Raw genomic sequence first — 26,466 nt, 5'->3', positions numbered from 1 at the left:
GAAGCGCCTTTGAACCGCGATCAGGCCTGCCGAGCAACCAGATCGGCATAGCGCTGCAGGTAAAGCGGCCAGCCCTGATCGCCGGCGACGCTGTCGCGCACACCTTCCCAGCCCTGGCCATGGCGCTCCAGGTTGCGGTGCTCGATCTCGACGCGGGTACGCCCAGCCGTTTCGGCGGTGAACCGCACTTCCCACTCGCTGGTCTTGGCCGGGTCGGTCTCGATGCGCCATTGCGGGCTGATGTCCCAGCTCAGGAGCACGCGGTTGGGGGGCTCATAGGCCAGCACGCGCGCCCAGCGGCACTCGCTGCCGTCGACGCCGCGGTCATAGACGTGGCCGCCGACGCGAGGCTCGAACACCGTCTCGGCGATCTGGGCTGCAAGCAGGTTATGCTCGGGCGGTTTGAAACTGCCAAAATCCTCGGTGAAGACCTTGAAGGCGCGCTCGATCGGCGCCTCGACGACGACGGATTGTTTCACGGAGGCGATGGGGATCTGGGTGTTCATGGTCACTCCTCTGGTGGGGTCTCGACGGCCAGCTTGTAGGCCGCGAGCGTCTTGCTCCAGAACCGGTCGAGCCAGGCGCGCATCTGGCCCAGCCCGTGCGGATCGATGTGGTAGACGTTGCTGGCGCCCTTCGGCTCCGCGCGCACCAGCCGCGAGTCGCGAAGCACCTTGAGATGCTGCGACACCGCGGACTGCGACACGCTGACCTGCCGCGTGACCTCCGCCACCGAGCGCGGACGCTCCGCGATCAGCTCGAAAATCTGCCTTCGGGTCGGATCGCCCAGGGCGGCAAGCTGTGCGCTATCAACAGTCATGACTTATGATTAGTGCAGACTGATAGTTAAGTCAAGCTACGGTGCCAGCGGCCAGGTGGCGGCGGGGAAATTTCTAACGAGATAGAGGTTACACTTCATTACGGTGAAAGGAGTTGCGCCAAGGTGGAAATCCGCCAAGGCATGAGACTGGCCGCGCCGTCTATCCCTTGCGTTCTTCAAGGCTGTTGCCGCCATCGACCACCAGCAAGGCGCCGTTGATATAGCTGGCGCTCTCGGAAGCCAGGAACACGACCGCCGCCGCGACCTCGTCGGGCCGGCCGGCGCGGCCCGGCGGCGCATGCAGGGCCGTCATCCGCTCCGCCTCGCTCGACGCGCCGGTTTCGATCCAGCCGGGCGCGACGGCATTGGCGGTGATCCCGTGGCGCGCCACTTCCAGCGCCAATGTCCGGGTCAGGCCGACCATGCCGGCCTTCGCCGCGGAATAGGCGGCGGTGCCCTGGTAGGAGACCAGCGGCCCGGTCACCGACGCGACGTTGACGATGCGCCCATACCCCGTTTCGACCATCGCCGGCAGAAACGCCCTGGTGACGAGAAACGCGGTCTTCAGGCTGGTCTCGATGCCCCGGTCCCACTCGGCCTCGCTCATCGCCAGGAACGTCTTGTCCACGGACGGCGACGCCAGCGAACCCATGCCGGCATTGTTGACCAGGATAGCGACAGCGCCGACCTCGGCCCGCAGCCGCTCCACCTCCGTCGCGATGGTAAGATCGGCGACCGCGGCCGTGGCATCGACGCCCTCGCCGCGAAGCTCGTCAGCGCGCTCCAGCACCCGCGCGCTGGCGCCGGTCAGGAAAACCGCATGCCCGGCCCGGCCAAACTGCCGCGCAATGGCAAAGCCGATGCCGTCGGCAGCGCCGGCGCCGGTGATCAGGACACGCCTGGTGGTGGTTGTGGCCAAGTCTGGCTCCAAAACCCGTTCGGGTCAGAAGTGTTACCATGTCTCCGATATAAACCGTAACCTATGTGTCCGGAACGGACCCCTGGAAGCATGGCGCACCCGACAGGATTCGAACCTGTGACCTCTGCCTTCGGAGGGCAGCGCTCTATCCAGCTGAGCTACGGGTGCTTTCAGGGCGAAGAGCCCGGAAAACGAACCAGCCGGCAAACCGGCAAGTCACGGCTTCTTAGCGGAAGCGGGCGCGGGCTTCAACGGGCAATTGGCGGCGTTGCGAACTTGGCTTGATGCGTCTGGGCCTCGCGTACGGCATCCCGCCCTTCGCAGGCTCAGGGCGTTCGAAGCTCGAAAGGCCAAGCAGTTGGCTTTTCGTCCGCTACACAGACCACTCCTCACCCCCTTACTGCTCTACCGGGCTCTTCACCGGCCGCCGCCCGCGCACCGCCCGCTTTGCCTTCTTGGCGCTCGCCAGCTCATGCATGGCATCGAGCTGCATCTGCTGCATCTCGGCCAGCCGCGTCCATTGCCGCGAGATGAGGTAGTCGAGCTTTTCGTGCAGGTGGCGGACTTCCAGTTCGGCCTTGAGGTTGACGCGGTAGTCGTTGAAGGAGCGCAGCCGATCCTTGGCCTCCGTCCGTCTCTGGCTCATCATGATGATCGGCGCCTGGACGGCGGCGATGCAGGACAGCAGCAGGTTGAGCAGGATGAAGGGGTAGGGATCGAAGGCCCCCGCCATGCCCGCGATCAGGTTGATGCCGATCCACACCAGGAGCACACTGGCGAACGAGATCAGGAACCACCAGCTGCCGCCGAATGCGGCCATGTTGTCGGAAACGCGGTCGGCGAAGGAGCGGTGCTCCTCGAATTCTTCTTCACTGTTCTCCGAGATCGTGTCCTGCCGGGCGATCGATTCCACCACCTGGCGGTCGAGCTCGGAGAATTCGCCGTGCTCCTGCTGTAAGAGCTCCTCCATGTAGCGCATGCGGTAGCGGCCGAGCTCCTCGCGGCTGATGCGCGCGCCCTTGGGCAGGTCGGGGTGGTCCGAATGAATGCGGTCGGCGAGGCTCGGGCGCAGCGTGTCGATGCGCACAAGGTCGCGCTTGCGGAATTTGCGGCCCGAGATCGCCGATGGCTTTTTCTTCGGCTTCAGCCGTGATGCGCCGGGGCCTGACGGTTCGGAGTCCGGCACTTCGGGCGTGTCGAAATGCTCGTCGGAAACCTCGTGCAAATCCTCTTGCGTGGTCGGCGCCTCGAAATACTCGCCGCCGCTGTCGTTCTCATTGTCGGCCGACTTCTGCTCGGATGCCTTGGGAACGGTGCTCATGATGGGCTCCTGCGCTGTAAGTTAGGATACGCTGAGGCGACGGCGCTTATCCACTGTCGGATTCGCAGCCTATGCCACGTCTTCCGCACGATTGCGTGACAGTCGCAAGATGGTAGCCGGCTGTGAGGTTTTTACAGTGACCAAGGCACGACTTGGGTCGGCGTCCGCCCAAGGGCGGACCGTGTCTTCACCGTTCATCGTTCACAAAGCCAGGCAATTGGCTTTTTGTCCGCTGCGCGGATCACGCCTCACTTCACTGCTGTTCGGCGAACATCAGCCTGGTCTTGGTGTCGGCCATGGTGGGCGACAGGCTGCGCTGGATCAGCGCTTCGACATGGTCGTTGCGCTGGCGGGCACTGTCGGCGCCCATCACCACCACGATCAGCTGGCGGCCGTCGGCATCGTAGGAGGTGACGATGTTGAAGCCGGAAGCCCTGATATAGCCTGTCTTGATGCCGTTCACGCCGCGCACGCGGCCGAGCATGTCATTATGGCCGCGCACCAGCCGGCCGCGAAACATGAAGTCGCTTTCGGAGAAATAATGGAAGTGCTGCGGGAAGCGCCGCTGCAGCGACATGCCGAGCACCGCCATGTCGTGGGCGGTCGTCATCTGGCCGTCGTCGGGCAGGCCCGATGCGTTGCGGAAGGTGGTGCTGCTCATGCCGAGCTGGCGCGCCTTGGATGTCATCATGGCGGCGAACTGGTCTTCAGAGCCGCCGAGATATTCGCCCACCGCCACCGCCACGTCATTGGCCGATTTGACGACGATGGCGCGGATGGCGGAATCGACATCGATCGTCTCCCCGCGCCGGAAACGCATCTTGGTCGGCGGCTGCGAGGCGGCGTGGTCGGAAACCGGGATCTGCGTTTCCTTGGTGACGCGGCCGGTCTCCATCGCCTCGAACAGCAGATAGAGCGTCATCATCTTGGTCAGCGAGGCCGGATAACGCTGCGCCGTCGAATTGACCTCGAACAGCTGCTTGCCGCTCTTTCCGTCGACGACGATGGCCGCGTATTTCTGCGGCGGCGCCGGCACGGCCAGAACGCTGTCGGGCGGGGCCGTGGTCGAGCAGCCGGCCGTCAGGGCCGCCAGGGCCAGGACAGCCAGGATTTTCTGGAAGAGCGGAAAAAGACGCGGCAAGGACAAGGGCTGGACTGTTCTGGCGATGCTGTTGCTGAGATAAGGCGAAGCTAACGTAACGCGGCGGGTGCGTCCATTTGGTTAATGCCGGTTAGCCCCGGGAATGTCGAGTGCCGGCGCGACCTGTTTCCCCACCCGCCAAAGCGGGGAAGAGGAACCAGGCCTTGCCACCGCCCCGAAATCGCCCGTTTCCTGTCTTTCCTTGCCAAAGCAGCGTTTCCCGTGGGAAGGAGCGTGGCATCTGGCGGCAGGGGGGCTCGCAAAATGGCTGACATTGGGGCTGGCGCCGCGCCGTCATTGATCAGGGCGTCGCTCAGCCGCACCGGCAAATGGGCCGGCAGCATCGCCTTCATCGGCGGCGCCGTTTCCGACATCCTCAACCCGCTGGCGCCGTTCGCCGCCTATATCGCGCTGGCTGCCTCGATCGCGGCCGTCATCATCGCCATTGCCATCGTGCTCAGGCTCGTGCTGGCGGCCAAGGCGCTGCCGGCGCTGGTGTTCGCCACCAGTGCGGCGGCGGTTGCCGGCGGCGTCTACGCCGTGCAGAAAGAGACCAATTCGCAGAGCGGCATCATCGCCAGCCTGGTGCCGGCGATCGCGCAACTGCAGCAGTCGATGGGCATCGTCGCCGAAAAGGTGGCCAGGATCGAGCAGACGGTCACGCAAACCCAGAAGACCGTCGAAGAGGTCAAGAAATCGACCGACACGGTTGCCCAGAAAACCGATCAGATCGCCTCCGCCCAGCAGCAGCAAGCGGCCCAAGGCGCCGCGACGCAAAGGACCGTCGAAGCGGTCAAGCAAACCACCGAGACACTCGTGGGCGGCCAGCAGCAGCAAGTGGCCCAGGCCGAAAAGCTTCAGGCGACGACTGAGCAGATCGCCGCCTCGATCGACACGATAGCCAAGGGGTTTGCCACCTTGGCCGCGCAAGGCGGCGCCATCGCCGAGCCGAAGCGGCCGGACGAGTTCTACCACAATGCCCGCGTCTACGAGCTCTCGGGCGACATGCTCAACGCGCGGCGCTCCTACCTCGCCTTTGCCGGCTTCGATGTCGACGCCATCGACCCCTATACGCGCTTTGCCACACTTCTGCGGGTCCAGGATGGCAAGGCCGGCGCCCGCGAGGTGTTCGGCCAGCTCGCGGAGAAAGCCAAGGCGCCATCGATCAAGCTCGTCCACCTGCTGCAGTTCGACGATACCCAGCGGCTCGACAAGCTCAACGCCTTCATCGCCGCCAATCCGGACTATGCGCCGGCCTATTTCCTGTTGGCGCAGGAGTTCTCGGAGGATCGGCTCGGCAGCCAGACGCTGGCCGATAAGCGCAGCGAAGCCCAGGCGCTGACCAAGTTCGTCTCTTACGAGAAGGATGGCGGGCTGCTCGGATATTTCGTCGACCAGACCCAGCTTGCCGACTGGCTGGACCGCGGCCGCAGCCGGCTGGCGGCCCTTGGCGACGTGCTCGACCCCGCCCGCTTTGCGCCGTCGCTGACGCCGATGCGTTCCAACCAGGGCTGGTCGATGACCATTTCGCTGCCCGAGCCGGCGACCGCGATATCCTGGCGTCTAGGCGGCAGCGGTCCCTTCACCGACACCGGCCTGCTGGCGCTCAACGACCAGCGAACCGGCAAGCCGATGCCCAATCCGAGCTTCGAATTGCCCGACAGCACGGCGCAGACCATGATCGCGATCAAATATCTCGACATCAGGGGGCGCGAGACCGGCCCGTTCGACATAAGCTTCGACCCGGATGCCGCCCTGCAACAGGGCAACAAGCAGATCCTCGACCAGTTCTGGACGTCATGGATCGCCTTCGACGCCAGCGGCAATCATGGGCTGGTCTATTTCACGCAGATGCTGTCCTACCGCTGCGCCATCAAGGAAGTGCATTACAGCCTGAATGGTGCCGCGCTCGACAAGACCCTTCCCATGCCGCCCTGCAATGCCAGGGACCCCTACGCCATCCCCGATGATTTCCAGCCCTATTTCAAGGTCGTCGAAAGCGTGACTTCGATGTCGGTGCAGGTGACCTATACCGACGGGACGAAATCGCCGGTGCGGGACTACAAGCGGCAATGAGCTCGCATTTCCGACGACGGCGAGCGCAAAACCGATGCAAAATACGCGCCCGCGCGCTTGCGCGGTGCGCCGAACGGGTTCTTCTTGGCACCCGTCGGATTCGGGTGAGAGATCCATGGATACAGTCACGATCAACGCCAAGGGCATTTCGGTTTCGCTCGACCTCACGGTTGGCCACATCGCCGACATGGTCATCGAGAGCGGCGCGCGCCGGTTGAAGCCGCTGCACCGTGCACCCTGGGTCGACGCGGGCGAGACGCTGCCTCCAGACCTGCCGCGAGGCACCGTCAGGCTCTCCGGCGACTTTCTGTGCGCGCCGTTTTCGCGCAGCGATGTCGAGGAGGCGCCGCTGCATGGCTGGCCGGCCAACAGCGCCTGGGATGTGGTCGACAGCGGCGCCACGGATGGTGGCTGGCGCGCGGTCTTCCGGCTGCGCCATAAGGTGATGGGCGCCAGCGTCGACAAGATTTTCACGCTGCGCGACAACCATCCTTTTCTCTACCAGGAACATGTGTTTTCCGGCGGGTCCGGCGCGATCTCGGTCGCCCATCACCCGATGACGGCAATGAAAGGCGGCGGCAGTCTGGCTTTCTCGCCGAAGCGGCTTGCCGCCACGCCAGCCGATCCGCTGGAGCCGGACCCCGCGCGCGGCCGCTTCATGCTGGCCTACCCCGGTCGGTCGTCGGACCTCGGGCATTTCCCTGCTGCCGGCGGCGGCACGCTCGATCTGACGGATTACCGCATGGATGACCGGCGCGAGGATTTCCTCACCCTGGTCGAGGCCGACCATGGCGGGCCGGGCTGGACCGCGCTGGCGCGCCAGGCCGAGGACGATCTGGTGCTGGTGCTGAAGAACCCGGCCGAACTGCCTGTTACCATGCTGTGGTTCAGCAATGGCGGGCGCGACTACGCGCCGTGGAGCGGCCGCCATCTCGGCGTGCTCGGCATCGAGGATGGGCGCACCGCGGTCGGCCACGCCGCCTCGCTGGGCGACAACTGGCTGAAGCGCGAGGGCGTGGCGACCGCGTTCGAGCTCGGCCAGGATCGCGTCTCGTTCCGCCATGTCATCGGTGCGTTGCCCCTGTCGGGTGGCGGGCCTCCGCGCGCGATCACCACGGCGGGTGGCCACCTGCGGTTGGCTGGCGCCGCGGCATCGGAGGTCCCGTTCGATAGCGAATTTCTGCGTATCGGCCAGCCAGCGGCGCGCTGAAGACAAAGCCGTAACGGACTAATCGCAGTCGCCACTGCTGACTCCACAACCGGTCGCTCTAAATCGTGCAAATCGCGGTTTGAAATTTCAAGCGACCGCCGACAAGATGCGTCCAAAATCTGCGGAAGGAGCCGAAAAATGTCCGAAATCGCCCACCTCGCCGCCACCATCTTCAAGCGTGCCGGCAAGGCAAATCGCTTCATCGTCGCCATTGCCGGGCCGCCGGGCGCCGGCAAGTCGACACTGTCGGCAAGCCTGCATGACCTTTTGCCGGAAGGCGCGGTGGAGGTCGTGCCCATGGACGGCTTCCACTATGACGACATCGTGCTCGAGCGGCGCGGTCTGCGGGCGCGAAAGGGCGCGCCCGACACGTTCGACTTTGGCGGCTTCGAGACGCTTTTGAAGCGCATCCGCGCCGGCGAGGCCGAGATTGCCATTCCGGTGTTCGACCGCGGCATGGAATTGTCGCGCGCCGCCGCGGCAATTGTCGGCGCCGAGACCAAGTTCATCCTGGTGGAAGGCAATTACCTGCTGCTCGACGAGGAGCCGTGGTTGCGCCTGGCGCCGCTGTTCGATTTCTCGATCTTCGTCGACGTGCCGCGCAACGAGCTCGAACGCCGCCTGATGGAACGCTGGCACGAGCATGGACGTTCCGAGGCGGATGCGCGCGCCTGGATCGCCTCCAACGACATGCCCAACATCGAACGCGTGCTTGCGCGGCGCCGGGCGGCCGACCTGGTCTTTGGTCAACCCGGTTAATTTTCAGTATTTTTCGGCGGGAACCTTAAGACTTACAACGCGTTATCCCGATCAGGCAATCATGCCAGAAGAGGGATTCCGTCCGATGGCAGCAAACACAAAAAAGCCCGCCAGGGGCAAGTCAGCACAACCGAGAGCGCCGCGGTCGACGGCCGGGGCTGGCCCGGCGATCGCCCAGCGCTCCAAGGATGCGAAGGCCTTCGGCAAGGCGGCGCCGAAAAAAGTCGTGCCAGGGTCGAAAGCGACCGTGCCGAAAGCGGCCGCCAAGCCCGCCCAGGCGAAGAAGCCGGCCCCAGCCGGCGGCTCGAAAGCAGGCGGCGGCTCGAAGGTTCGCACCGCGGCCAATGTCGCCGCTGGCGCGGTCGTGGCCACGGCGCGTGGCGTGGCATCCCTTGCCGCCTCCGTGGTCGGCAGGGGCGGGCCCAAGGCGAAAGCAAAGTAGGCCGCTCTTCCCGTGGGCTGACGGGTTCAGCCTCGCGCCGGAATGGTCAGGCCTTTCTGCACCGCCGGCCGCGCCAGGCCTCGCTCCAGCCAGGCTGCCAGATTGGCGAAATCGTCGAAGCCGACCAGATCGCGGGCTTCGTAGAAGCCGATCAGGTTGCGCACCCAGCCGAGCAGCGAGATGTCGGCGATGGTGTAGTCATTGTCCATGATCCACTTGCGGCCCTTCAGCCTGACGTCGAGAACGCCGAGCAGGCGGCGCGATTCGTCGCGGTAGCGCTCCAGCGGCCGCTTGTCGGCGATCTCGCGGCCGGCGAATTTGTGGAAGAACCCGACCTGGCCGAACATCGGCCCAATCGCCGCCATCTGGAAGAAGACCCACTGGATCGTCTCGTAGCGCCGCGCCGCGTCGACAGGCATGAGCAGGCCGGTCTTTTCCGCCAGGTAGAGCAGGATCGCACCGGATTCGAACAGGCCGATCGGCGCACCGTCCGGTCCGTCGGGATCGATGATCGCCGGGATCTTGCCGTTGGGATTGAGCGACAGGAATTCCGGGGTCCAGCTCTCGTTCTTGCCGATGTTGATCAGGTGCGGCTCATAGGGCAGGCCGATTTCCTCCAGCGCGATCGAGATCTTCACGCCGTTCGGCGTCGTTGCCGAATAGAGCTGGATCTGGTCCGGATGCTTGGCCGGCCAGCGGCTTGCGATCGGAAAGGCGGACAGGTCGGCCATCGGGAACTCCTGAGCGGGGGGATGCGCACCAAGCGGTGCGATATTGGCGGGTCGGCCAAGAATTAGGGCTGCGGCGAGGCCGGATCAATATGGCGGCGCCGCTTTCACCACGCACGGACAGTCACCCAATTCGGACCGCGCGAACGGTGGTGACCGCGCGGCCAGGTGGTGACCGCCCGGCCGGTGGTAACCGCCCGGGGTCAGATTGCCTTGAAGGCCAGCACGGCATTGGTGCCGCCAAAGGCAAAGCCATTGCTGATGGCGGCGCGCACCTTGCGCTCGCGCGCGACATTCGGCGTCACGTCGAGATCGCAGTCGGGATCGGCCTCGCGGTAATTCGCCGTTGGCGGCACAACGCCTTCGCGGATCGCCATGACGCAGGCGATCATCTCCAGCCCGCCCGAGGCGCCGAGGCAATGCGCGTGCATCGACTTGGTCGAGGAAACGGATAGCGCGCGCGCATGGTCGCCGAAGACGCGCTTGATGGCGAGGGTTTCGATCTGGTCGTTGGCCTTGGTGCCGGTGCCGTGTGCGTTTAGGTAGTCGATATCCTCTGGATTGAGCCCGGCATCCGCCAGGCAGAAGCGCATCGCCGCTTCCGGCCCCTCGACGGTCGGCGCGACGATATCGGAGGCATCGGCTGAAAGGCCGGCGCCGGCGATTTCAGCCAAAATGGTGGCGCCGCGTGCCATCGCATGGTCGTAGCTTTCCAGAACCGCCATGCCGGCGCCTTCGCCCAGCACCAGCCCCTGGCGGTCGGCCGAGAACGGCCTGCATGTGTCGGGCGAAAGCACACGCAGCGCCTCCCAGCCCTTCAGCACGCCCCACACGAGCGGCGCATCGGTGCCCCCGGCCACCATCACGTCGGCGCGCCCGAGCCTGATCTGGTCGACCGCCGATGCGATGGCATGATTGGCCGACGAACAGGCCGAAGTGACGCCGAACACCGGTCCGCGCAAACCCAGATGCATGCTGACCTGACCGGCGGCGGCGCCCGGCATCACTCTTGGAACGGTGAAGATACCGGCGCGATTCTTGCCCTCGAGCAGGATGGCGCGATAATTCTCCTCGACGGTCTCGAAGCCGCAGACGCCAACACCGACAATGGTTCCCATCCGATAGGTGTTGTCCGCATGCGGGACCAATCCGGACTGCCGCATGGCTTCTTTCGCCGCGAGCACCGCCAGCAGGCTGAAGCGATCCATCGACACCAGTTGCTTGCGCTCGATGCCGTGATCCGGCAGGGCTTTGATCTCGCAGCCGGTCTTGACCTTCAGGTCGTGCAGGAAGGGGTTGTCGATCGGGCCAATCGCCGACCGGCCGGCCCGCATCTCGGCCCAGATTGCCTGCGCATCGGTGCCCAATCCGCACAGTCCACCGATGCCGGTAATGACGACGCGCTTCAGCATTCGGTCAGGCTTTTTTCGCGATCAGCGCGCGAACGGCCTCGACCATGTCGCCGACGTTCTTCAGGTTGCTCCAGGCGTCGACCGTGTTCATCTCGATCTCGATGCCATATTGCTCCTCGAGGTCGAAGATGATCTCGGTCAGCTCCAGCGAATGGATGCCGAGCGCCGTCAATTCGGTTGTGGTGGTGATGTCCTCGCCGCCCGGCTCGGCATGGGCCTTGATCTTCTCGATGATGTCCGCTGCCAGCTGGTCAGCCATTCGGTTTCTTCCCCACTGTGTCGTTTCCCGACGCCAACTGAACGGCGCCTTCTTGTCCTCGATATCAGGCCGCGATCTTCGCCTTATCCCTCCGCCAAGCGTCGCCTGACCGTACCAAGGTGGTTCCCTCTATAGAAACGGAAACGCCATCAAGCAACAAGCTATATGTCGACAAAAGCGCCACAGTGCTTAACCTGACGGCGTGGATACGATCGAAAATACCAGGTTTTCAGGTCAGCTGGCCCAGCGCGCGGCGGGCAAGGCGCGGCTAGGTTGCGCCAGCATTGACGGCCGCACGCGGCTGCGGCGCCTCTATCAGGACGGCTCCGCCAAGATAAGGCTGCCGTATGTTTCGGCCGGCCCGCTGGAGGCCGTCCTGATCAACACCGCCGGCGGGCTGACCGGCGGCGACCGCCTCGGCTGGGATGTCGATGTCGGCCCGCATGCCAGCGCGGGGATAACGACCCAGGCCTGCGAAAAAGTCTATCGCGCCGCATCGGACCATGCCGAAGTCCGGGTCAGGCTGACCGTCGGAGAGAACGGCAGCATCGCCTGGCTGCCGCAGGAAACCATCGTCTTCGATCGCGCCGCGTTTGTCCGTACGTTGGACGTCGAGCTTGCCGCGGGGGCCGAGGCGCTGGTGCTGGAAGCGGCCGTCTTCGGCCGCCTGGCCATGGGCGAACGTGCCGCACAGGGCACTTTTCGCGACCGCTGGCGTATCCGCAGGGAAGGAACCCTCATCCACGCCGAGGATTTCCGCATCGGACCTGATATCGCCGACATGATGGCCCGTCCGGCGATAGCAAATGGCGCGATCGCCGTGGCTACGCTGCTGCTGGTGTCGCCGCGCGCGGAAGCCCTGCTCGATCAGGCCAGGGAGATCATTGGCGACCGGGGTGGCGCCAGCGTCTGGACCGTGAAGACATCTGGCAAGCTTCTTGCGAGGCTTTACGCCGGGGACGGCTACCAGCTGCGCCAGCGGCTGGTCCCGCTCGTCGGATTGCTCAACGGAAAAGCGGGGCTGCCCAAATTATGGTCACTGTGACTGTGTCCGCATCACTTCAGGAAGACGCATGAACCTGACGCCAAGGGAAAAGGACAAGCTGCTGATCGCCATGGCGGCGATCGTGGCGCGCAAGCGGCTGGAGCGCGGCGTCAAGCTCAATCATCCGGAAGCGATCGCGCTGATCACCGATTTCGTCGTCGAGGGCGCCCGCGATGGTCGCCCGGTGGCCGAGTTGATGGAGGCCGGCGCCCATGTCGTCAGCCGCGCTCAGGTGATGGAAGGCATCGCCGAGATGATCCATGACGTACAGGTGGAAGCGACCTTTCCCGACGGCACCAAGCTGGTGACCGTGCACGAACCGATCCGGTGAGGAGACAGACATGCTTGAACTGCGCCCGAACTGTGAATGCTGTGACAAGGATCTGCCGCCGGAAGCGACGGATGCGCGGATCTGCACCTTCGAGTGCACCTTCTGCACCGGCTGCGTCGAAAACGTGCTTGGCGGCGTCTGCCCGAACTGCGGCGGCAATTTTACGGCCCGGCCGATCCGCCCCGCCGCGATGCTGAAGAAATATCCGGCTTCGACCAAACGCGTGCTCAAGGCCGAGGGCTGCGGCCCCCGCAAGGCCGCCTGACACCGCAAAACGAAAGGCAACTTAAATGATCCTTGTCAACCGTCTGTGCCTCTCGGCGATCCTGCTCGTGGCGGCGGCGATGCCTGCCTACGCCCATGTCGGCATCGGCACGACCTCCTCCGCCATGGCCGGCTTCACGCATCCGCTGTCGGGCCTCGACCATATGACGGTGATGCTCGCCGTCGGTCTGTGGGCGGCCCTCAAGGGCGGTAAGGCGATCTGGGTCTGGCCGGCGGCGTTCGTCGGCGTCATGCTGGGTGGCGCGGCCCTGGGCATGGCCCATGTGCCGCTGCCCTTCGTCGAGCCGGGTATACTGGCCTCCGTCGTGGCGCTCGGCCTGCTGGTGGCGCTGGCGGTCGATCTGCCTGTTTCGTCCGGTGTCGCCATCATCGGCCTGTTCGCGCTGTTGCACGGCCATGCCCATGGCACGGAAGTGCCGGAAAATGCCGGCGGCCTCGAATATATGGCCGGTTTTGCCGTCGCCACCGTGCTACTCCATGCCGTCGGCATCGCCGTCGGGCTTGGCCTCGGCATGAGGTCCCGCGGCGTGGCCCGCGTCATGGGCGCCGCCTGCGCGGCGATCGGCATCGGCCTCGCCTTCGGCGTCGTGTGAGGACCCATGATCCCAGGCGAAATCATCCCCGTTCAAGGCGACATCGAGCTCAACAAGGGTCTGCCGACCGTCATCCTGAAAGTGGCCAACAGTGGGGACCGACCGGTCCAGGTCGGCAGCCACTATCATTTCTACGAAACCAATGAGGCGCTGAAATTCGATCGTGAACGGGCGCGCGGCATGCGCCTCGACATCGCCGCCGGCACCGCAACGCGCTTCGAGCCGGGGCAGGAACGGGACGTCACGCTGGTGCCGCTTGGCGGCAAGCGTGAAATCCATGGCTTCCAGCAGAAGGTGATGGGCAAGCTGTGAGGGCTTCTTATGCATGGCCGGCAAGGCCAGCGCGCGCAAGCGCTGCGTGGGGCTCAGCCCGAGGGCTTGGCGGCCGCATAGATGACGATCTTTCCCGGATCGTCGAACTCCACGGCGAGAACGTCCTGTGCAAGGACGCGCCGCGAATCGAGGGCATTGAAAAGCAGGGCGTTGGCCTCGATCTCCTTGCGCAGCTCGGTGACATCGTCCTGATGCTGCCGAACCTTGTTCTCGATGGCTGGCGGCGGGCCGCCTTCGCTGCGCGCCGCGTCGGTGAGGAACACGATATCGACCTTGTCGAGCTTGGACGTCTTGCGCACCGTGCTGATGTTTTCGCGTGTGCGGTCGATCGCCGAACTGACTTTTCCGATTTCAGCGGTCGTCTTGGCTTCTTCCTGGTTGACTTGCGATCCGACGATGCGGTCGACGGTCTCGGGACTTTCCAGGCCCTGCGCGTTGAGCGCCGCCCGCGGGACACTCGCCGCCAGAAACGCAGCCGCGGCAATGACATGCAACCATCGCGCATGGCATCGGGGATCGGGCAGGGTGGTGAGGGTCATCGTTCGCTTTCGCAGTTTGCTTCAAGGCCTTTGAAACGAAACGTCCCCAGCCCTGTCACGGTTCCCTCTCCGGTTCGGTGGGCGGACCGGATACCGGCCCGCCGCGCCGGTTCGTCAGCTGGCTTTCTTGGTGATCAGGGTCAGCGCGCCGTTCGGCTCCATGCTGGCCGCGACCACCTGGGCCGACGTCATGCCCTTGGCCTGGAGGGCGGATTTCACCTTGGGGGTGGCATCGATCGAACTGCGCAATTTCTGCAGGCCGGCATCGCCACGCTGGGCAATGACCTGGTTGACCTGCGTCTGGGTGTCCTTCGGCAACTCGCTGATGTCGATCACGTTGACGCTCTGGATCGCCGGCGCGGCCTGCTGACCGCCGGGCGCGGCTGGAGCCGGCGTAGTCGGGGCGGGCTGTTGCGCGGGCTGCTGCTGGGCGCTGGCGGCACCCGCCAGCATCAGGCTGGCGGCGGCTGCAAGAATTGTCGTTTTGCGCATGGATTTTCCTTCCATCGATTTGGCAAACGGTCGTTTTGGGGTGACCCTTCAACCTCAACCGCCAAATGGGTCCGGAAGGTGTCGCCCAGCGGGTCATTGCGTGACCATTGGAGGGCGGCAATGTGCAGCCCGGCTTCACCAACACCGCATTTCGGGAGCAACCGCTGATGGCCAGACTAACGCGTGCCGCCTACGCCCAGATGTATGGCCCGACGGTCGGCGACAAGGTGCGGCTAGCCGACACCGAACTCTTCATCGAGGTCGAGAAGGATTTCACCATCCATGGCGAGGAGGTGAAATTCGGCGGCGGCAAGGTCATTCGCGACGGCATGGGTCAGAGCCAGGTTTCCCGTGCCCAAGGTGCGGTCGACACCGTCATCACCAATGCGCTTGTGATCGATGCCAGCGCCGGCATCTTCAAGGCCGATATAGGCTTGAGGGATGGCCGCATCGCGGCCATCGGCAAGGCCGGCAATCCGGATACGCAGGACGGCGTCACCATCATCATCGGCCCCGGCACGGAAATTATCGCCGGCGAGGGCAAGATCCTGACCCCGGGCGGCTTCGACGCGCATATCCACTTCATCTGCCCGCAGCAGATCGAGGAAGCGCTGATGTCGGGCATCACCACCATGCTCGGCGGCGGGACCGGTCCGGCGCATGGCACGCTGGCCACGACCTGCACACCGGGGCCGTGGCACATGGCACGCATGATCCAGTCCTTCGACGCCTTCCCGATGAATATCGGCCTGTCGGGCAAGGGCAATGCCTCGCTGCCGGCCGCGCTCGAGGAGATGGTGCTGGGCGGCGCCTGCTCGCTCAAGCTGCACGAGGACTGGGGCACGACGCCGGCGGCGATCGACTGCTGCCTGTCGGTGGCCGACGATTACGACGTGCAGGTGATGATCCACACCGACACGCTCAACGAGAGCGGCTTTGTCGAGAACACGGTGGCGGCGATCAAGGGCCGCACCATCCATGCCTTCCACACCGAGGGCGCCGGTGGCGGCCATGCGCCTGATATCATCAAGGTCTGCGGCCTGCCCAACGTCATCCCGTCCTCGACAAACCCGACGCGGCCCTACACAGTCAACACGCTCGCCGAGCATCTCGACATGCTGATGGTCTGCCACCACCTGTCGCCGTCGATCCCCGAGGACATCGCCTTTGCCGAAAGCCGCATCCGCAAGGAGACCATCGCGGCCGAGGACATCCTGCACGACATCGGCGCCTTCTCGATCATCTCGTCGGACAGCCAGGCCATGGGCCGGGTCGGCGAGGTGGCGATCCGCACCTGGCAGACGGCCGACAAGATGAAGCGTCAGCGCGGGTCATTGCCTCAGGAGACGGGCGACAACGACAATTTCCGCGTCCGCCGCTACATCGCCAAATACACCATCAATCCGGCCATCGCGCATGGCCTGTCGAAGGAGATCGGCTCGATCGCGATCGGCAAACGCGCCGACCTGGTGCTGTGGAACCCGGCTTTCTTCGGCGTCAAGCCGGACATGGTGCTGATCGGCGGCATGATCGCGGCCGCCCCGATGGGCGACCCCAACGCCTCGATCCCGACGCCGCAGCCGATGCACTACCGGCCGATGTTCGGCGCCTATGGCAAAGCCCGGACCAATTCGTCGGTGACCTTCGTTTCGAAGGCCGCGCTCGAGTCCGGTTTGCACGGCCGGCTCGGCGTCGACAAGCAGTTCGTCGCCGTCGAAAACACGCGCGGCGGCATCGGCAAGCACTCGATGGTGCTCAACGACGCCACGCCGCATATCGAGGTCGATCCGGAAACCTACGACGTTCGCGCCGATGGCGAACTCTTGACCTGCGAACCAGCGACCGTGCTGCCGATGGCACAAAGGTACTTTCTGTTTTGAGACGTTCCGCTGAAATTCATGAATGGGCAATGAACTGCCATGAAAGCGCATGCGCTTCGTCAACTGCGGCAGCGGAATGTTGCGCCGAAGGGTTCGGATAAGGGTCTACCTTTTCCGTTTGGCTTGGAAATTACGTGCTTTGAGAGCAATATCACTTAAATGAACAAGATTTTTCGAAAACAGCAATTGACGCCCTATGAGGCCGATTATGCTCAGTGGTGCGCCGAGCAAGGCGCGCTGTTGCGCGAAGGTCGCCTCTCAGACCTCGATCGCGATAATCTGGCGGAGGAGATCGAGAGCTTGGGGCGGAGCGACAAAAGAGAAATTGCGAGTAGACTTGGCACCTTGCTCCTGCATTTGCTCAAATGGGAATTTCAGCCCGAAAGGCGCAAAACTGGATGGTTGCTGACCATCCGCGAGCAGCGATTTCAGATCGAAGACCTGCTCGATGAAAGCCCTAGCTTGAAAGCCTATCCGGGACGGCGGCTCGGACGAGAATTCAAAATAGCGAGATTGAAGGCGGCGGACGAGACCGGCCTGAGGGAGGGCAATTTCCCCGCGGACTGTCCGTATTCGATCAGGGAAATTCTCGACCATGACTATTTTCCCGGCACGCCGTGGTCATCGGATCAGCTTATTCGCGAATAGCACCACGTGGTCCGCTAGGGCTTTTCATAGCATCGAGAGCATTATCAGCTACCTATGGACCAGCAAATAGCCTCCGCCCACGACATTTTCCCGCATATTCGCATCGTCATGGGCATGGTGATCGGGCTTGGCGTCGCGCGCCTGCTGTCGGGGGTGGCGCGCATTGTCCAGCATCCCGGCCAATACCGTCTCTACCCCGTGCATCTGGCCTGGGTCGCCTCGGTGCTGTTGATGCTGGTGCATTTCTGGTGGTGGGAGTTCGGCCTCTACACCATCGAAACCTGGACCTTCGGCAAGTACCTGTTCATCATCTTCTACGCGATCACCCTGTTCCTGCTCTGCGCGCTGCTGTTTCCGGATTCGATGCTGGACTACACCAGCTACGAGGATTTCTTCTATTCGCGCCGCGCCTGGTTCTTCGGCCTGCTGGCGGCGACCTACCTGCTCGACGTGCTCGACACTTTGCTGAAGGGGCCTGAGCATTTCGCCCGCTTCGGCAGCGAGTATCTGTTCCGCACGCCGGTCTTCGTCGTGCTGTGCATCGTCGCGATCCTGGTGCGCGACCGCCGGTTCCACATTGCCTTCGTCGCGGCGGCGCTGATCTACCAGATATCGTTCATCCTGCGGCTCTTCGACACGATCGTATGACGGCCGCGGATGCACTAGGCTGCTCGGGAAAGGCAGGGTTCAACAATGTACAAGGCCGTCGGATCGCGCGGATCCCGGGTCAGTCGCGTCCTCTGGATGCTGGAGGAACTCGGCCAGCCCTATGAGTTCGTCGAGATCAAGCTGCGCTCGCCCGAAGCCTATGCGCTCAATCCCTCGGGCAAGGTGCCGATCCTCATAGACGGTGAATTGACGGTGACGGATTCGGCGGCGATCTGCGTCTATCTCGCCGACAAGCACGCCGATAAAGGCATGGGCGCCAATCCCGGTCTCGCTGGCCGCGCCGAAATGGATTCCTGGATGCATTTTGCCCAGAGCGAGTTCGAGGCGCCGCTGTGGAACAAATTGCGCCACCGTTTCCTCCTGCCCAGGGAAGTGCGGGTCGATGTCGGTCCTGCCGCGGCCTTTGACTTCGCCACGGAGGTCAAGGCGCTGGAGCGCCGGCTCGGCGACAAGCCGTTCGCGCTCGGCGACAGGTTTTCCGCCGTCGACGTGCTGCTCGGCGACATGGGCGGCTGGGCGCGTGCCGGCCGTTTCCCGATCGACTCCGAGCGCGTCAATAGCTATTTCGATCGCCTTCTGGCGCGGCCGGCCCGGACCCGGGCGCAAGCCAATGCATCGGCCCGGAAATCGGAATCGATTTTCGGAAAGCACGATGCATAGGTTCAAACATGTTAGAGCATCCTTTGCGCGTCCAAGGGGACGCGCGGCGTTCTGATGGAGGTTCCATGAAATGAAGCTCAACCTCAACACCGACTTCACCAAATTCCCGCGCGCCGTCTCCGTATTGCCCGCCGGCACGGCCGCAACCACCGCGCCGTCCGGCCGTGCCGTTCTCGCCCATGACGAGCGGCATCTGCGCCGCCGCGCCATCGAACTTGCCGACGGCAGCAAGGTGCTGGTCGACCTGCCCGAGCCTGTCGCTCTGAACGATGGCGACCGGCTGGTGCTGGAGGATGGCGGCCATATCGAGATCATCGCGGCGCCCGAAGAGGTCTATGACATCCGCGCCCGCGACGCCGTGCATCTCGCCGAACTCGCCTGGCATATCGGCAACCGCCATCTCGCCGCCGGCATCGAGGCGCACCGTATCCTCATCCTGCGCGACCACGTCATCAAGGCGATGCTGGAGGGGCTAGGCGCCACGGTGCGCGACGTCTCCCAGCCGTTCAAGCCGGTGCGCGGCGCCTATTCCGGCGGGCATGATCACGGCCATGCGCATGCGCACAGCCATAGCGAAGCGCATGCGCACAGCCACGCGCATTCGCACGATCACCACCATGATCATGACTGACCAGCCGTCCGGCATCGCCCTGCTACGGCTGATGGCGTGGCTGTCGCCGGCCTTTCCGGTCGGCGGCTTTGCCTACAGCCATGGCCTCGAGCGCGCGGTGCAAGATGGGCTGGTGACCAATGCCGCCGGCCTTGCCGGCTGGCTGGAGGCGCTGGTCGAGATGGGCTCGGGCTGGAACGATGCCGTGCTGTTCGCCGAAAGCTGGCGCCGCGCCCGTGAAGGTGGCGATCTGGCCGAGGTTGTCGCACTGGCCGAGGCACTGGCCGGCTCGCGCGAACGCCACGCCGAGACCATGCTGCAAGGCGCGGCCTTCCTCAAAGCAGCCGCCGCCTGGCCCACTGCCGTGCTGGAGCGCTTGCCGGCCGATTGCGCCTATTGCGTGGCCGTCGGAGCCGTGGCCGGCGGCAATGGCATCGCGCTTGAGGACGCGCTGTGCGCCTTCGCGCAAGCCTTCTTCTCCAACCTCGTCCAGGCCGCGATCCGGCTCGGCATGATCGGCCAGAACGAGGCGACGACGCTGCTCGCGGGTTTCGAGCCGCTGGCGCTCTCGACCGCTGCCCGCGCGTCCCGCTCGACATTGGACGACCTCGGCGGCTGCGCCTTCGTCTCCGACGTCATGGCCATGAAGCACGAAACCCAGTATTCGCGATTGTTCCGCTCATGATCCTCCTCGCCTTCGTCCTCTCCTTCGTCCTGCTGCTGATCACGGCACTGCATGTCTATTGGGGCATAGGCGGCGTCTGGCCGGGCAGGGACGCGGCGTCCTGCGCCCACGCTGTCGTCGGCTTTCGCGGCGTCGACGAAATGCCGACGCCGTTCGCCAGTTTCGCCGTTGCCGCCTGCCTCGGCCTGGCAACGCTGTGGCCGCTGGCGCTCATCGGTTTCTTTGCCTCGCCGTTTCCCAAGCAGGGCCTCGCGGCTACCGCGATGCTGATCGGACTGGTGTTCCTGGGGCGCGGCATTGCCGGTTTCACGCCCTGGTGGCGCCGGCTGGCGCCGCAACAGCCTTTCGCTCGGCTCGATTCCAGTTTCTATTCGCCGCTCTGCCTGTTGATCGGGCTCGGCTTCGCAGTCCTTGCCATCACGGAGTTTCCGACATGACACAACCCAACGGCCCCCTTCGTATCGGCATTGGCGGCCCCGTCGGTTCCGGCAAGACGACGCTCACCGAAAAACTCTGCAAGGCGCTGCGCGACGAGTTCTCCATCGCCGTCGTCACCAACGACATCTACACCAGAGAGGACGCCATGATGCTGGCCCGGCTGCAGGCGCTGCCGGAGGACCGCATCGTCGGCGTCGAGACCGGCGGCTGCCCGCACACCGCCATCCGTGAGGATGCCTCGATCAATCTGCAGGCGATCGCCGAGCTCAACCGCAAATTTCCCGACCTCGACATCATCTTCATCGAATCCGGTGGCGACAACCTTGCCGCCACTTTCTCGCCGGACCTTGCGGATCTCACGCTCTACGTTATCTCGGTGTGCCAGGGCGAAGAAATTCCGCGCAAAGGCGGCCCGGCGATCACGCGGTCCGATTTCCTGGTCATCAACAAAAGCGATCTTGCGCCCTATGTGAACGTCAATCTCGACGTCATGGAGAGCGACGCCGGCCGCATGCGCGGCAAGCGGCCGTTCGGCTTCACCGATCTTTCGCGCGGCAAGGGCCTGCGGGAGGTAATCGATTTCATCATCGAGCACGGCGGACTGCGAACCGTTGGCGCCGCAAGCACCGCGGCATAACTGGCCTTCTGCACCAAGCGAAAGCGGTTGCGGGCACCAGCGGCGCGCGGCATTCTGGGCCAAACTGGAGGATCTTTTCGATGAGCATCGCCCGCCTGCAGAAGGAAACGCTCACCAACCTGCCCTTCTACGAAGAGCGCGTCGATCTCGCCTGCGCCTTCCGCTGGACGGCGCGGCTCAACATGCATGAGGCGGTGGCCAACCATTTCTCGCTGGCGGTCAACGACGACGGCACCAAGTTCCTGATGAACCCGAACCAGGTGCATTTCTCGCGCATCAAGGCCAGCGACCTGATCGAGATCGACGCCAACGACCCCGAGACGCTTTCCGGGCCGAATGCACCCGACCCCACGGCATGGGGCCTGCACGGCGCCGTCCATCGCAACGTGCCGCACGCGCGCTGCGTCATGCACGTCCATTCGATCCACGCCACCGTGCTGGCCTCGCTTGCCGACTCGACGCTGCCGCCGATCGACCAGAATTCGGCGATGTTCTTCAACCGTCACGTCGTCGACGCCCATTATGGCGGACTGGCCTTCGAGGAAGAGGGCGAGCGCTGCTCGCAGCTTCTCGCCGACCCCAAGGTCAAGGTGATGGTGATGGGCAACCATGGCGTGCTGGTCATCGGCGACACCGTCGCCGACGCCTTCAACCGCATGTTCTATTTCGAGCGTGCCGCCGAGACCTACATCAAGGCCCTGTGGACGGGCCGGCCGCTGCGCACCCTGTCCGACGCGATCGCCGAGAAGGCGGCGAGCGAGATGGACAACTATCCCGGCCAGGCCGAACGTCATCTCGCCGAGTTGAAGGCGATCCTCGACGAGCAGGAGCCGGTGTACCGGAACTGAACGCTACAGTCCGAGCTGAGCCCGCAATTCCCCGGCGCTGTTGATGACAATGGCGCCGGGCGGTCCTTCCATCGGCTTTTCAGGCCAGAAGATCGTCTTCATTCCCGCCGCCAGGCCCGCCATGGCGCCCGGCCAGCTGTCGTCGACCGCGACGGCGTGCGCGGGATCGACGTCTGCCAGATAGGCGGCGCGAAGGAAAGGCTCCGCGTGCGGCTTGCCCTCCCGCACATCGTTGCGGCTGATCGTCTTCATGCCGGGGTAGGTCAGCCCGACCATATGCAGATTGGCGTCGACGATCATCCGATCCGAGTTTGAGACCACCGCCTGCTGCACGCCGAGCGCACGCAACTCCTTGAAGATCTCGATGGCGCCTGGGCGCGGCTTCAGCCCCTCGACCAGCGGCAGGTAATGCTCATATTTGTGAACGATCCATTCGTCGAAGGGCAGTTGCAGCCCGAACTCGTCGCGCATCATTTCGTAGACCGGCCAGGCGGCGACGCCGAGCACGCGTTCGTGCAGATCGGCCGGAGGCGTGAGGCCGGCATTGCGCATCGCTGCGATGAGGGCTGCCTCATGCAGCGGTTCGCTGTCGACCAGCGTCCCGTCCATGTCCCAGAAAACCGCCTTCGGTGTCATGCAGCGCTCCTTTTTTCGATCCCTTAAAGGGTTTGCGCCGCGAGATAAACCTTTGGCGGCCATTGAACATGCCTTCAGATGGGAAACGGACCCGCGACGCTTTCTCCGATAGGATGTTTGCGGAGAAATCACCGCTGCTTCGGCGCAGGCATTTGCTCTTGCGATTGACAATTGCGCAGGCGGTCATTCCCTGCGAAACTGATACGACCGCCTGATGATCGGCGGTTTCGGGAGGCAGGACGTGAATACCCGGCAGGATGGCGGCAGCAACAGGCTGGACGACGCGGCGCGCGCCGGCTGGCTCTACTATGTTGCCGGCAACACACAGGACCAGATCGCCGCCACGCTCGGCATATCGAGGCAGACGGCGCAGCGTCTGGTGTCGCTGGCGGTGTCGGAAGGCCTGATCAAGGTCCGCGTCGATCATCCGATCGCCAACTGCCTTGATCTCGCCGCGCGGCTGAAATCGCGCTTTGCGCTCGACCTGGTCGAGGTGGTGCCGAGCGACCCCAATTCATCCTCCACCACTATCGGCATCGCCGAAGCGGCGGCCGCCGAGATCGAGCGGCGGCTGCGGTCGCCGACGCCGATCGTCATGGGCATCGGCACCGGACGGACGCTGAAGGCGGCGATCGAACAATTGCCGCCGATGGAATGCCCGCAGCACAAGGTGGTGTCCTTGACCGGCAACATCTCGCCGGACGGGTCCGCTGCCTTCTACAACGTCATCTTCACCATGGCGGACAGGGTCAAGGCGCGGTCCTTCCCGATGCCGCTGCCGGTCATCGCCTCTTCGCCGCAGGAGCGCGAGATGCTGCTCAACCAGCCGATGATCCAGCCGACACTGGTGCTTGCGGCGGAGGCCGACGTCACCTTCATCGGTATCGGCGACCTCGGCCCGAAGGCGCCGCTCTACGAGGATGGCTTCATTTCCGAAAGCGAACTGAAAGCCTTGCAGAAGGCCGGCGGCGTCGCTGAAATCGTTGGCTGGGTGTTCGACCGCGAGGGCCGCATGATCGACGGCATCACCAATGACCGGGTGTCGTCGGCGGCGCTGCCGTCGCGGGAGAAGTCGCTGGTGATCGCGCTCGCCATGGGGGAGCGCAAGCTGCCCGGCATCCTGGCGGCGGTCAACCGACGGCTGGTCAACGGGCTCATCACCGACGAGCGGACGGCGGCCGCCCTGCTAGCCAGTATCTGACGGCTTCGCGATAAAGCCAGCAAGGCTATTGGTGCCGGCCGAAAGGGTCGTTGCCATCGAGGAAACCGAGGTCGCGCTGCAGATGCGGCGACAGGTCCCTGACGTCGAGATGCGCCCTTTTTCGGGTCGCGAACCAGCCGAATCCGTCCGCAAGCCACGAAATCCAGCGATGATCGGGGGCGGGAGTGCATTTTTGCTGCGCCATGGTCATGATCGTCAACCTTCGTTATCTTGAACCCGAATGACGGGTTGAGGATGAATGTCGGCCTTGCCGGCCGCTTTTGCCAATCGAACGTCGATAACGATCCATAAGGAGGCTTTATGCCTGATCTCAGCGCGCCGCAGGTTTCGCAGCTGCCGCCGTTACAGGCGATCCGGGTGTTCGAGGCGGTGGCGCGGCATCTTTCCTTCACCAAGGCCGCCGGCGAACTCGCCATGACGCAAGCGGCGGTCAGCTATCAAATCAAGGTGCTGGAGGAGCGCGTCGGCGCTCCGCTGTTCCTGCGCCGGCCGCGGCAGATCGAACTGACCGAAGCCGGCCAGCGCCTGGCGCCGGCGGTCAGCGAGGCCTTTGCCATTCTTAGCCAGGCCTATGCCGCCGCGCGCGGCGGGGCGGACGGGTTGTTGTGCGTCACCACGGTGCTGACTTTTGCCTCGAACTGGCTGGCGCACCATCTGGGCGCATTCCAGATCGCGCATCCCTCGCTTGCCGTGCGGCTCGACACGTCGAGCCGGCTGACGGATTTCGCCCGCGAGGATGTCGACCTCGCCATTCGTTCTGGCGGCGGCAAATGGCCGGGGCTGGAAGCCCACAAGCTGCTCGATGCCGATTTCACGCCCATGCTGAGCCCGAAGCTCGCTGCGAGCATCGGCGGCATCAACGAACCGGCCGACCTGCTCAAGCTGCCGATCCTCGATCCCAGCGATATCTGGTGGACGCAATGGTTCGAGGCCGCCGGCGTGCACAGCCACGACCTTGCCAGGCGGCCCGGCAGCAGCATGGGCGCGCAGGCCTATGAAGCCAACGCGGCCATATCGGGCCATGGCGTGGCGATCCTGACCCGGGCGCTGTTCAAGGCCGAACTCGCCGACGGCCGGCTGATCCAGCCATTCGACCTGGTCGGCGACGACGGGCACGCCTACTGGCTGGTCTACCCCGAGGCGCGCCGCAACGTGCCCAAGATCCGCGCCTTCCGCGACTGGCTGCTGGCCGAGATCGCCTGCTGACCGGCACATAAGCTGACGTCGGACCGGGGCAACAAACGACATCCCGCTCGAGAGGCTTTGGCCCCGCCGCCTGGACTCCAGACGGCGGCAACCCGAGCCCTGTCTTCGAACCTCCGCCCCATTCGCCGGCCGTGTGCTGCGCTGCAGCATCGAATCCGGCTTGACATAATTAAGACTAAGTGAGTAATTGCTCACAACCAAGGCAAATGCTCAACTTGGTTTATGGGAGGAATTTGATGAAACTTCGCACGCTCACCCTGGGCTTGTTGTCGGCCAGCACGCTTGCGTTCGCCGCACACGCCGAATCCATCACCATCGCCACCGTCAACAATGGCGATATGGTCCGCATGCAGAAGCTGACCGACGACTTCACCAAGGCTAACCCGGACATCCAGCTCAACTGGGTCACGCTCGAAGAGAACGTGCTGCGCGAGCGCGTCACCACCGACATCGCCACCAAGGGTGGCCAGTATGACGTGATGACCATCGGCACCTACGAGGTTCCGATCTGGGCCAAGCAGAGCTGGCTCCTGCCGCTCGACAAGCTCGGCGACGACTATGACGCCAAGGACATCATCCCGGCCATTGCCGGCGGCCTTTCGGTCGATGGCAAGCTCTATGCCGCGCCCTTCTACGGCGAGAGCTCCTTCGTCATGTACCGCAAGGACCTGATGGAGAAGGCTGGGCTGAAAATGCCCGACGCCCCGACCTGGGATTTCATCAAGCAGGCGGCCGACAAGATGACCGACCGCGCCAATGGCGTGAACGGCGTCTGCCTGCGCGGCAAGGCCGGCTGGGGCGAGAACATGGCTTTCCTGACCGCCATGTCGAACTCCTTCGGCGCCCGCTGGTTCGACGAGAACTGGAAGCCGCAGTTCGACCAGCCGGAATGGAAGAAGACGCTGCAGTTCTATGTCGACCTGATGAAGGCCGACGGTCCCGAGGGCGCCTCGTCCAACGGCTTCAACGAGAACCTGGCGCTCTTCCAGCAGGGCAAGTGCGGCATGTGGATCGACGCCACCGTCGCCGCCTCCTTCGTCTCCGACCCGAAGAACTCCACCGTCGCCGACAAGGTCGGCTATGCCCTGGCGCCGGATAATGGCTTGGGCAAGCGGGGCAACTGGCTGTGGGCGTGGTCGCTGGCGATCCCGGCCGGCACGCAGAAGGCCGATGCCGCCGAGAAGTTCGTGTCCTGGGCGACCAGCAAGCACTATGCCGAGCTCGTCGCGTCGAAGGAAGGCTGGGCAAACGTGCCTCCGGGCACGCGTTCCTCGCTCTACGCCAATCCCGAGTACCAGAAGGCGGCTCCGTTCGCCAAGATGACCCTGGACTCCATCAATGCCGCCGACCCGACGCATCCGACCGTCAAGCCGGTGCCTTATGTCGGCGTGCAGTTTGTCGCCATCCCTGAATTCCAGGGCCTTGGCACCACCGTCGGCCAGCTCTTCTCGGCGGCTCTTGCCGGCCAGTCGAGCGTCGACGATGCGCTGAAGCAGGCCCAGGACGCCTCCACCGCGGCGATGACCGAGGGCGGCTACATCAAGTAAGGCTCCTCCCGGTGCCGAACGCCGGTCACCTCCTCGACCGGCACCGGCCGCCCGAAACCCAGTTCGGGCGGCCGC

At 64.4% G+C, this 26,466-nt stretch carries 33 protein-coding genes and 1 tRNA gene; 21 read left to right on the top strand and 13 right to left on the bottom strand.

Features of this window, described 5'->3' with window-relative positions; genetic code table 11:
• Window positions 1–20: 20 nt before the first annotated feature.
• From LB555_RS13715 to LB555_RS13690, 6 genes are all read right to left on the bottom strand, one after another.
• Window positions 21–506, bottom strand: coding sequence for an SRPBCC family protein (locus LB555_RS13715; RefSeq protein WP_015314541.1), 486 nt, complete (start codon window positions 504–506; stop codon window positions 21–23).
• A 2-nt stretch (window positions 507–508) separates the two neighbouring features.
• A complete protein-coding gene (locus tag LB555_RS13710; RefSeq protein ID WP_015314540.1) occupies window positions 509–820 on the bottom strand; it encodes an ArsR/SmtB family transcription factor in 312 nt (103 codons plus the stop codon).
• A gap of 160 nt (window positions 821–980) precedes the next feature.
• Complete coding sequence (locus tag LB555_RS13705) at window positions 981–1,739, bottom strand: SDR family oxidoreductase (protein ID WP_224683069.1); 759 nt, start codon at window positions 1,737–1,739, stop codon at window positions 981–983.
• 91 nt (window positions 1,740–1,830) lie between these two features.
• Window positions 1,831–1,907 (bottom strand) — tRNA-Arg (locus LB555_RS13700).
• 229 nt (window positions 1,908–2,136) lie between these two features.
• Window positions 2,137–3,060 (bottom strand): DUF1003 domain-containing protein, encoded by a 924-nt coding sequence (locus tag LB555_RS13695; RefSeq protein WP_015314520.1) that lies wholly within the window; start codon window positions 3,058–3,060, stop codon window positions 2,137–2,139.
• A 253-nt stretch (window positions 3,061–3,313) separates the two neighbouring features.
• Window positions 3,314–4,207 carry a D-alanyl-D-alanine carboxypeptidase family protein gene (locus LB555_RS13690; RefSeq protein WP_041163258.1) on the bottom strand — a complete coding sequence of 298 codons (894 nt, stop codon included), beginning with the start codon at window positions 4,205–4,207 and terminating at the stop codon, window positions 3,314–3,316.
• Between the two features lie 258 nt (window positions 4,208–4,465).
• On the opposite strand from LB555_RS13690, the gene LB555_RS13685 reads away from it, so the two are divergent.
• From LB555_RS13685 to LB555_RS13670, 4 genes are all read left to right on the top strand, one after another.
• Window positions 4,466–6,277: a methyl-accepting chemotaxis protein gene (locus LB555_RS13685; RefSeq protein ID WP_224683068.1), complete on the top strand. Its 1,812-nt coding sequence runs from the start codon at window positions 4,466–4,468 to the stop codon at window positions 6,275–6,277.
• A gap of 115 nt (window positions 6,278–6,392) precedes the next feature.
• Window positions 6,393–7,487, top strand: coding sequence for a hypothetical protein (locus LB555_RS13680; RefSeq protein WP_015314517.1), 1,095 nt, complete (start codon window positions 6,393–6,395; stop codon window positions 7,485–7,487).
• Window positions 7,488–7,625: 138 nt separating this feature from the next.
• Entirely contained in the window at window positions 7,626–8,246 is a 621-nt protein-coding gene (locus LB555_RS13675) for a nucleoside triphosphate hydrolase (protein ID WP_015314516.1), read from the top strand.
• An 85-nt stretch (window positions 8,247–8,331) separates the two neighbouring features.
• Window positions 8,332–8,688 (top strand): hypothetical protein, encoded by a 357-nt coding sequence (locus LB555_RS13670; RefSeq protein ID WP_140791851.1) that lies wholly within the window; start codon window positions 8,332–8,334, stop codon window positions 8,686–8,688.
• 26 nt (window positions 8,689–8,714) lie between these two features.
• Here LB555_RS13670 and LB555_RS13665 read toward each other — a convergent pair whose 3' ends face one another.
• The 3 genes from LB555_RS13665 to LB555_RS13655 all read right to left on the bottom strand — a co-directional run bounded on the left by LB555_RS13665 (window position 8,715) and on the right by LB555_RS13655 (window position 11,087).
• Window positions 8,715–9,419, bottom strand: a complete 705-nt coding sequence (locus tag LB555_RS13665; protein WP_140615337.1) for a glutathione S-transferase family protein — start codon at window positions 9,417–9,419, stop codon at window positions 8,715–8,717.
• Window positions 9,420–9,619: 200 nt separating this feature from the next.
• Window positions 9,620–10,828 (bottom strand): beta-ketoacyl-[acyl-carrier-protein] synthase family protein, encoded by a 1,209-nt coding sequence (locus tag LB555_RS13660; RefSeq protein WP_015314513.1) that lies wholly within the window; start codon window positions 10,826–10,828, stop codon window positions 9,620–9,622.
• Window positions 10,829–10,832: 4 nt separating this feature from the next.
• Entirely contained in the window at window positions 10,833–11,087 is a 255-nt protein-coding gene (locus LB555_RS13655; RefSeq protein WP_140711797.1) for an acyl carrier protein, read from the bottom strand.
• A 202-nt stretch (window positions 11,088–11,289) separates the two neighbouring features.
• Here LB555_RS13655 and LB555_RS13650 point away from each other — a divergent pair, with 202 nt between their 5' ends.
• Genes LB555_RS13650 through LB555_RS13630 form a run of 5 tightly spaced genes read left to right on the top strand, consistent with a single transcriptional unit; the run spans window position 11,290 to window position 13,653 of the window.
• On the top strand, window positions 11,290–12,132 hold the full coding sequence (locus LB555_RS13650) for an urease accessory protein UreD (protein WP_140615335.1): 843 nt from the start codon (window positions 11,290–11,292) through the stop codon (window positions 12,130–12,132).
• Window positions 12,133–12,160: 28 nt separating this feature from the next.
• Window positions 12,161–12,463, top strand: a complete 303-nt coding sequence (locus LB555_RS13645; protein ID WP_015314510.1) for an urease subunit gamma — start codon at window positions 12,161–12,163, stop codon at window positions 12,461–12,463.
• Between the two features lie 10 nt (window positions 12,464–12,473).
• A complete protein-coding gene (locus LB555_RS13640; RefSeq protein WP_140615333.1) occupies window positions 12,474–12,728 on the top strand; it encodes a DUF1272 domain-containing protein in 255 nt (84 codons plus the stop codon).
• 25 nt (window positions 12,729–12,753) lie between these two features.
• On the top strand, window positions 12,754–13,341 hold the full coding sequence (locus tag LB555_RS13635) for a HupE/UreJ family protein (RefSeq protein WP_224683067.1): 588 nt from the start codon (window positions 12,754–12,756) through the stop codon (window positions 13,339–13,341).
• 6 nt (window positions 13,342–13,347) lie between these two features.
• Window positions 13,348–13,653, top strand: a complete 306-nt coding sequence (locus LB555_RS13630; RefSeq protein ID WP_015314507.1) for an urease subunit beta — start codon at window positions 13,348–13,350, stop codon at window positions 13,651–13,653.
• A gap of 53 nt (window positions 13,654–13,706) precedes the next feature.
• Here LB555_RS13630 and LB555_RS13625 read toward each other — a convergent pair whose 3' ends face one another.
• The gene (locus LB555_RS13625; RefSeq protein WP_140660195.1) at window positions 13,707–14,213 is read right to left on the bottom strand and encodes a hypothetical protein; all 507 of its coding nucleotides are present in this window, start codon (window positions 14,211–14,213) and stop codon (window positions 13,707–13,709) included.
• A gap of 114 nt (window positions 14,214–14,327) precedes the next feature.
• Window positions 14,328–14,705: a hypothetical protein gene (locus LB555_RS13620; protein ID WP_015314505.1), complete on the bottom strand. Its 378-nt coding sequence runs from the start codon at window positions 14,703–14,705 to the stop codon at window positions 14,328–14,330.
• Window positions 14,706–14,872: 167 nt separating this feature from the next.
• On the opposite strand from LB555_RS13620, the gene ureC reads away from it, so the two are divergent.
• From ureC to LB555_RS13575, 9 genes are all read left to right on the top strand, one after another.
• The gene (ureC, locus tag LB555_RS13615; protein WP_411970773.1) at window positions 14,873–16,585 is read left to right on the top strand and encodes an urease subunit alpha; all 1,713 of its coding nucleotides are present in this window, start codon (window positions 14,873–14,875) and stop codon (window positions 16,583–16,585) included.
• 159 nt (window positions 16,586–16,744) lie between these two features.
• Window positions 16,745–17,233 (top strand): DUF29 domain-containing protein, encoded by a 489-nt coding sequence (locus LB555_RS13610; RefSeq protein WP_224683066.1) that lies wholly within the window; start codon window positions 16,745–16,747, stop codon window positions 17,231–17,233.
• A gap of 54 nt (window positions 17,234–17,287) precedes the next feature.
• Window positions 17,288–17,881, top strand: coding sequence for a hypothetical protein (locus LB555_RS13605; protein ID WP_224683065.1), 594 nt, complete (start codon window positions 17,288–17,290; stop codon window positions 17,879–17,881).
• 45 nt (window positions 17,882–17,926) lie between these two features.
• Window positions 17,927–18,562 (top strand): glutathione S-transferase family protein, encoded by a 636-nt coding sequence (locus tag LB555_RS13600; protein WP_224683064.1) that lies wholly within the window; start codon window positions 17,927–17,929, stop codon window positions 18,560–18,562.
• Between the two features lie 70 nt (window positions 18,563–18,632).
• A complete protein-coding gene (ureE, locus tag LB555_RS13595; RefSeq protein ID WP_140660191.1) occupies window positions 18,633–19,193 on the top strand; it encodes an urease accessory protein UreE in 561 nt (186 codons plus the stop codon).
• Window positions 19,144–19,857 carry an urease accessory protein UreF gene (locus tag LB555_RS13590; RefSeq protein ID WP_411908833.1) on the top strand — a complete coding sequence of 238 codons (714 nt, stop codon included), beginning with the start codon at window positions 19,144–19,146 and terminating at the stop codon, window positions 19,855–19,857. Before ureE ends, LB555_RS13590 begins: the two co-directional genes overlap by 50 nt.
• Entirely contained in the window at window positions 19,854–20,294 is a 441-nt protein-coding gene (locus LB555_RS13585) for a DUF3995 domain-containing protein (protein WP_224683063.1), read from the top strand. The genes LB555_RS13590 and LB555_RS13585 overlap by 4 nt, the downstream gene beginning before the upstream one ends.
• On the top strand, window positions 20,291–20,932 hold the full coding sequence (gene ureG, locus LB555_RS13580; RefSeq protein ID WP_015314497.1) for an urease accessory protein UreG: 642 nt from the start codon (window positions 20,291–20,293) through the stop codon (window positions 20,930–20,932). Before LB555_RS13585 ends, ureG begins: the two co-directional genes overlap by 4 nt.
• Before the next feature lie 80 nt (window positions 20,933–21,012).
• Window positions 21,013–21,780 carry a class II aldolase and adducin N-terminal domain-containing protein gene (locus tag LB555_RS13575; protein WP_224597871.1) on the top strand — a complete coding sequence of 256 codons (768 nt, stop codon included), beginning with the start codon at window positions 21,013–21,015 and terminating at the stop codon, window positions 21,778–21,780.
• A 3-nt stretch (window positions 21,781–21,783) separates the two neighbouring features.
• Here LB555_RS13575 and LB555_RS13570 read toward each other — a convergent pair whose 3' ends face one another.
• Entirely contained in the window at window positions 21,784–22,416 is a 633-nt protein-coding gene (locus LB555_RS13570; RefSeq protein ID WP_015314495.1) for an HAD family hydrolase, read from the bottom strand.
• Window positions 22,417–22,657: 241 nt separating this feature from the next.
• On the opposite strand from LB555_RS13570, the gene LB555_RS13565 reads away from it, so the two are divergent.
• Window positions 22,658–23,617 (top strand): sugar-binding transcriptional regulator, encoded by a 960-nt coding sequence (locus LB555_RS13565; RefSeq protein ID WP_140615310.1) that lies wholly within the window; start codon window positions 22,658–22,660, stop codon window positions 23,615–23,617.
• Window positions 23,618–23,642: 25 nt separating this feature from the next.
• Here the strand turns inward: LB555_RS13565 and LB555_RS13560 are convergent, their stop codons facing one another.
• Window positions 23,643–23,828 carry a hypothetical protein gene (locus LB555_RS13560; protein WP_015314493.1) on the bottom strand — a complete coding sequence of 62 codons (186 nt, stop codon included), beginning with the start codon at window positions 23,826–23,828 and terminating at the stop codon, window positions 23,643–23,645.
• Window positions 23,829–23,938: 110 nt separating this feature from the next.
• Here LB555_RS13560 and gcvA point away from each other — a divergent pair, with 110 nt between their 5' ends.
• On the top strand, window positions 23,939–24,844 hold the full coding sequence (gene gcvA, locus LB555_RS13555) for a transcriptional regulator GcvA (RefSeq protein ID WP_015314492.1): 906 nt from the start codon (window positions 23,939–23,941) through the stop codon (window positions 24,842–24,844).
• Window positions 24,845–25,080: 236 nt separating this feature from the next.
• Window positions 25,081–26,391: an ABC transporter substrate-binding protein gene (locus LB555_RS13550; protein ID WP_015314491.1), complete on the top strand. Its 1,311-nt coding sequence runs from the start codon at window positions 25,081–25,083 to the stop codon at window positions 26,389–26,391.
• Window positions 26,392–26,466 lie beyond the last annotated feature (75 nt).

Source organism: Mesorhizobium sp. BR-1-1-10 (assembly GCF_020165595.1).
Lineage (GTDB): Bacteria > Pseudomonadota > Alphaproteobacteria > Rhizobiales > Rhizobiaceae > Mesorhizobium > Mesorhizobium australicum.
This window is presented reverse-complemented; position numbering and strand designations above follow the sequence as displayed.

Excerpts from the sequence above, each read along its gene's own strand:
- LB555_RS13715 (WP_015314541.1), bottom strand. The coding sequence starts at position 506 with ATGAACACCCAGATCCCCATCGCCTCCGTGAAACAATCCGTCGTCGTC.
- LB555_RS13710 (WP_015314540.1), bottom strand. The coding sequence starts at position 820 with ATGACTGTTGATAGCGCACAGCTTGCCGCCCTGGGCGATCCGACCCGA.
- LB555_RS13695 (WP_015314520.1), bottom strand. The coding sequence starts at position 3,060 with ATGAGCACCGTTCCCAAGGCATCCGAGCAGAAGTCGGCCGACAATGAG.
- LB555_RS13685 (WP_224683068.1), top strand. The coding sequence starts at position 4,466 with ATGGCTGACATTGGGGCTGGCGCCGCGCCGTCATTGATCAGGGCGTCG.
- LB555_RS13680 (WP_015314517.1), top strand. The coding sequence starts at position 6,393 with ATGGATACAGTCACGATCAACGCCAAGGGCATTTCGGTTTCGCTCGAC.
- LB555_RS13675 (WP_015314516.1), top strand. The coding sequence starts at position 7,626 with ATGTCCGAAATCGCCCACCTCGCCGCCACCATCTTCAAGCGTGCCGGC.
- LB555_RS13670 (WP_140791851.1), top strand. The coding sequence starts at position 8,332 with ATGGCAGCAAACACAAAAAAGCCCGCCAGGGGCAAGTCAGCACAACCG.
- LB555_RS13665 (WP_140615337.1), bottom strand. The coding sequence starts at position 9,419 with ATGGCCGACCTGTCCGCCTTTCCGATCGCAAGCCGCTGGCCGGCCAAG.
- LB555_RS13660 (WP_015314513.1), bottom strand. The coding sequence starts at position 10,828 with ATGCTGAAGCGCGTCGTCATTACCGGCATCGGTGGACTGTGCGGATTG.
- LB555_RS13655 (WP_140711797.1), bottom strand. The coding sequence starts at position 11,087 with ATGGCTGACCAGCTGGCAGCGGACATCATCGAGAAGATCAAGGCCCAT.
- LB555_RS13645 (WP_015314510.1), top strand. The coding sequence starts at position 12,161 with ATGAACCTGACGCCAAGGGAAAAGGACAAGCTGCTGATCGCCATGGCG.
- LB555_RS13640 (WP_140615333.1), top strand. The coding sequence starts at position 12,474 with ATGCTTGAACTGCGCCCGAACTGTGAATGCTGTGACAAGGATCTGCCG.
- LB555_RS13635 (WP_224683067.1), top strand. The coding sequence starts at position 12,754 with ATGATCCTTGTCAACCGTCTGTGCCTCTCGGCGATCCTGCTCGTGGCG.
- LB555_RS13630 (WP_015314507.1), top strand. The coding sequence starts at position 13,348 with ATGATCCCAGGCGAAATCATCCCCGTTCAAGGCGACATCGAGCTCAAC.
- LB555_RS13625 (WP_140660195.1), bottom strand. The coding sequence starts at position 14,213 with ATGACCCTCACCACCCTGCCCGATCCCCGATGCCATGCGCGATGGTTG.
- LB555_RS13620 (WP_015314505.1), bottom strand. The coding sequence starts at position 14,705 with ATGCGCAAAACGACAATTCTTGCAGCCGCCGCCAGCCTGATGCTGGCG.
- ureC (WP_411970773.1), top strand. The coding sequence starts at position 14,873 with ATGGCCAGACTAACGCGTGCCGCCTACGCCCAGATGTATGGCCCGACG.
- LB555_RS13610 (WP_224683066.1), top strand. The coding sequence starts at position 16,745 with ATGAACAAGATTTTTCGAAAACAGCAATTGACGCCCTATGAGGCCGAT.
- LB555_RS13605 (WP_224683065.1), top strand. The coding sequence starts at position 17,288 with ATGGACCAGCAAATAGCCTCCGCCCACGACATTTTCCCGCATATTCGC.
- LB555_RS13600 (WP_224683064.1), top strand. The coding sequence starts at position 17,927 with ATGTACAAGGCCGTCGGATCGCGCGGATCCCGGGTCAGTCGCGTCCTC.
- ureE (WP_140660191.1), top strand. The coding sequence starts at position 18,633 with ATGAAGCTCAACCTCAACACCGACTTCACCAAATTCCCGCGCGCCGTC.
- LB555_RS13590 (WP_411908833.1), top strand. The coding sequence starts at position 19,144 with ATGCGCACAGCCACGCGCATTCGCACGATCACCACCATGATCATGACT.
- LB555_RS13585 (WP_224683063.1), top strand. The coding sequence starts at position 19,854 with ATGATCCTCCTCGCCTTCGTCCTCTCCTTCGTCCTGCTGCTGATCACG.
- ureG (WP_015314497.1), top strand. The coding sequence starts at position 20,291 with ATGACACAACCCAACGGCCCCCTTCGTATCGGCATTGGCGGCCCCGTC.
- LB555_RS13575 (WP_224597871.1), top strand. The coding sequence starts at position 21,013 with ATGAGCATCGCCCGCCTGCAGAAGGAAACGCTCACCAACCTGCCCTTC.
- LB555_RS13570 (WP_015314495.1), bottom strand. The coding sequence starts at position 22,416 with ATGACACCGAAGGCGGTTTTCTGGGACATGGACGGGACGCTGGTCGAC.
- LB555_RS13560 (WP_015314493.1), bottom strand. The coding sequence starts at position 23,828 with ATGACCATGGCGCAGCAAAAATGCACTCCCGCCCCCGATCATCGCTGG.
- gcvA (WP_015314492.1), top strand. The coding sequence starts at position 23,939 with ATGCCTGATCTCAGCGCGCCGCAGGTTTCGCAGCTGCCGCCGTTACAG.
- LB555_RS13550 (WP_015314491.1), top strand. The coding sequence starts at position 25,081 with ATGAAACTTCGCACGCTCACCCTGGGCTTGTTGTCGGCCAGCACGCTT.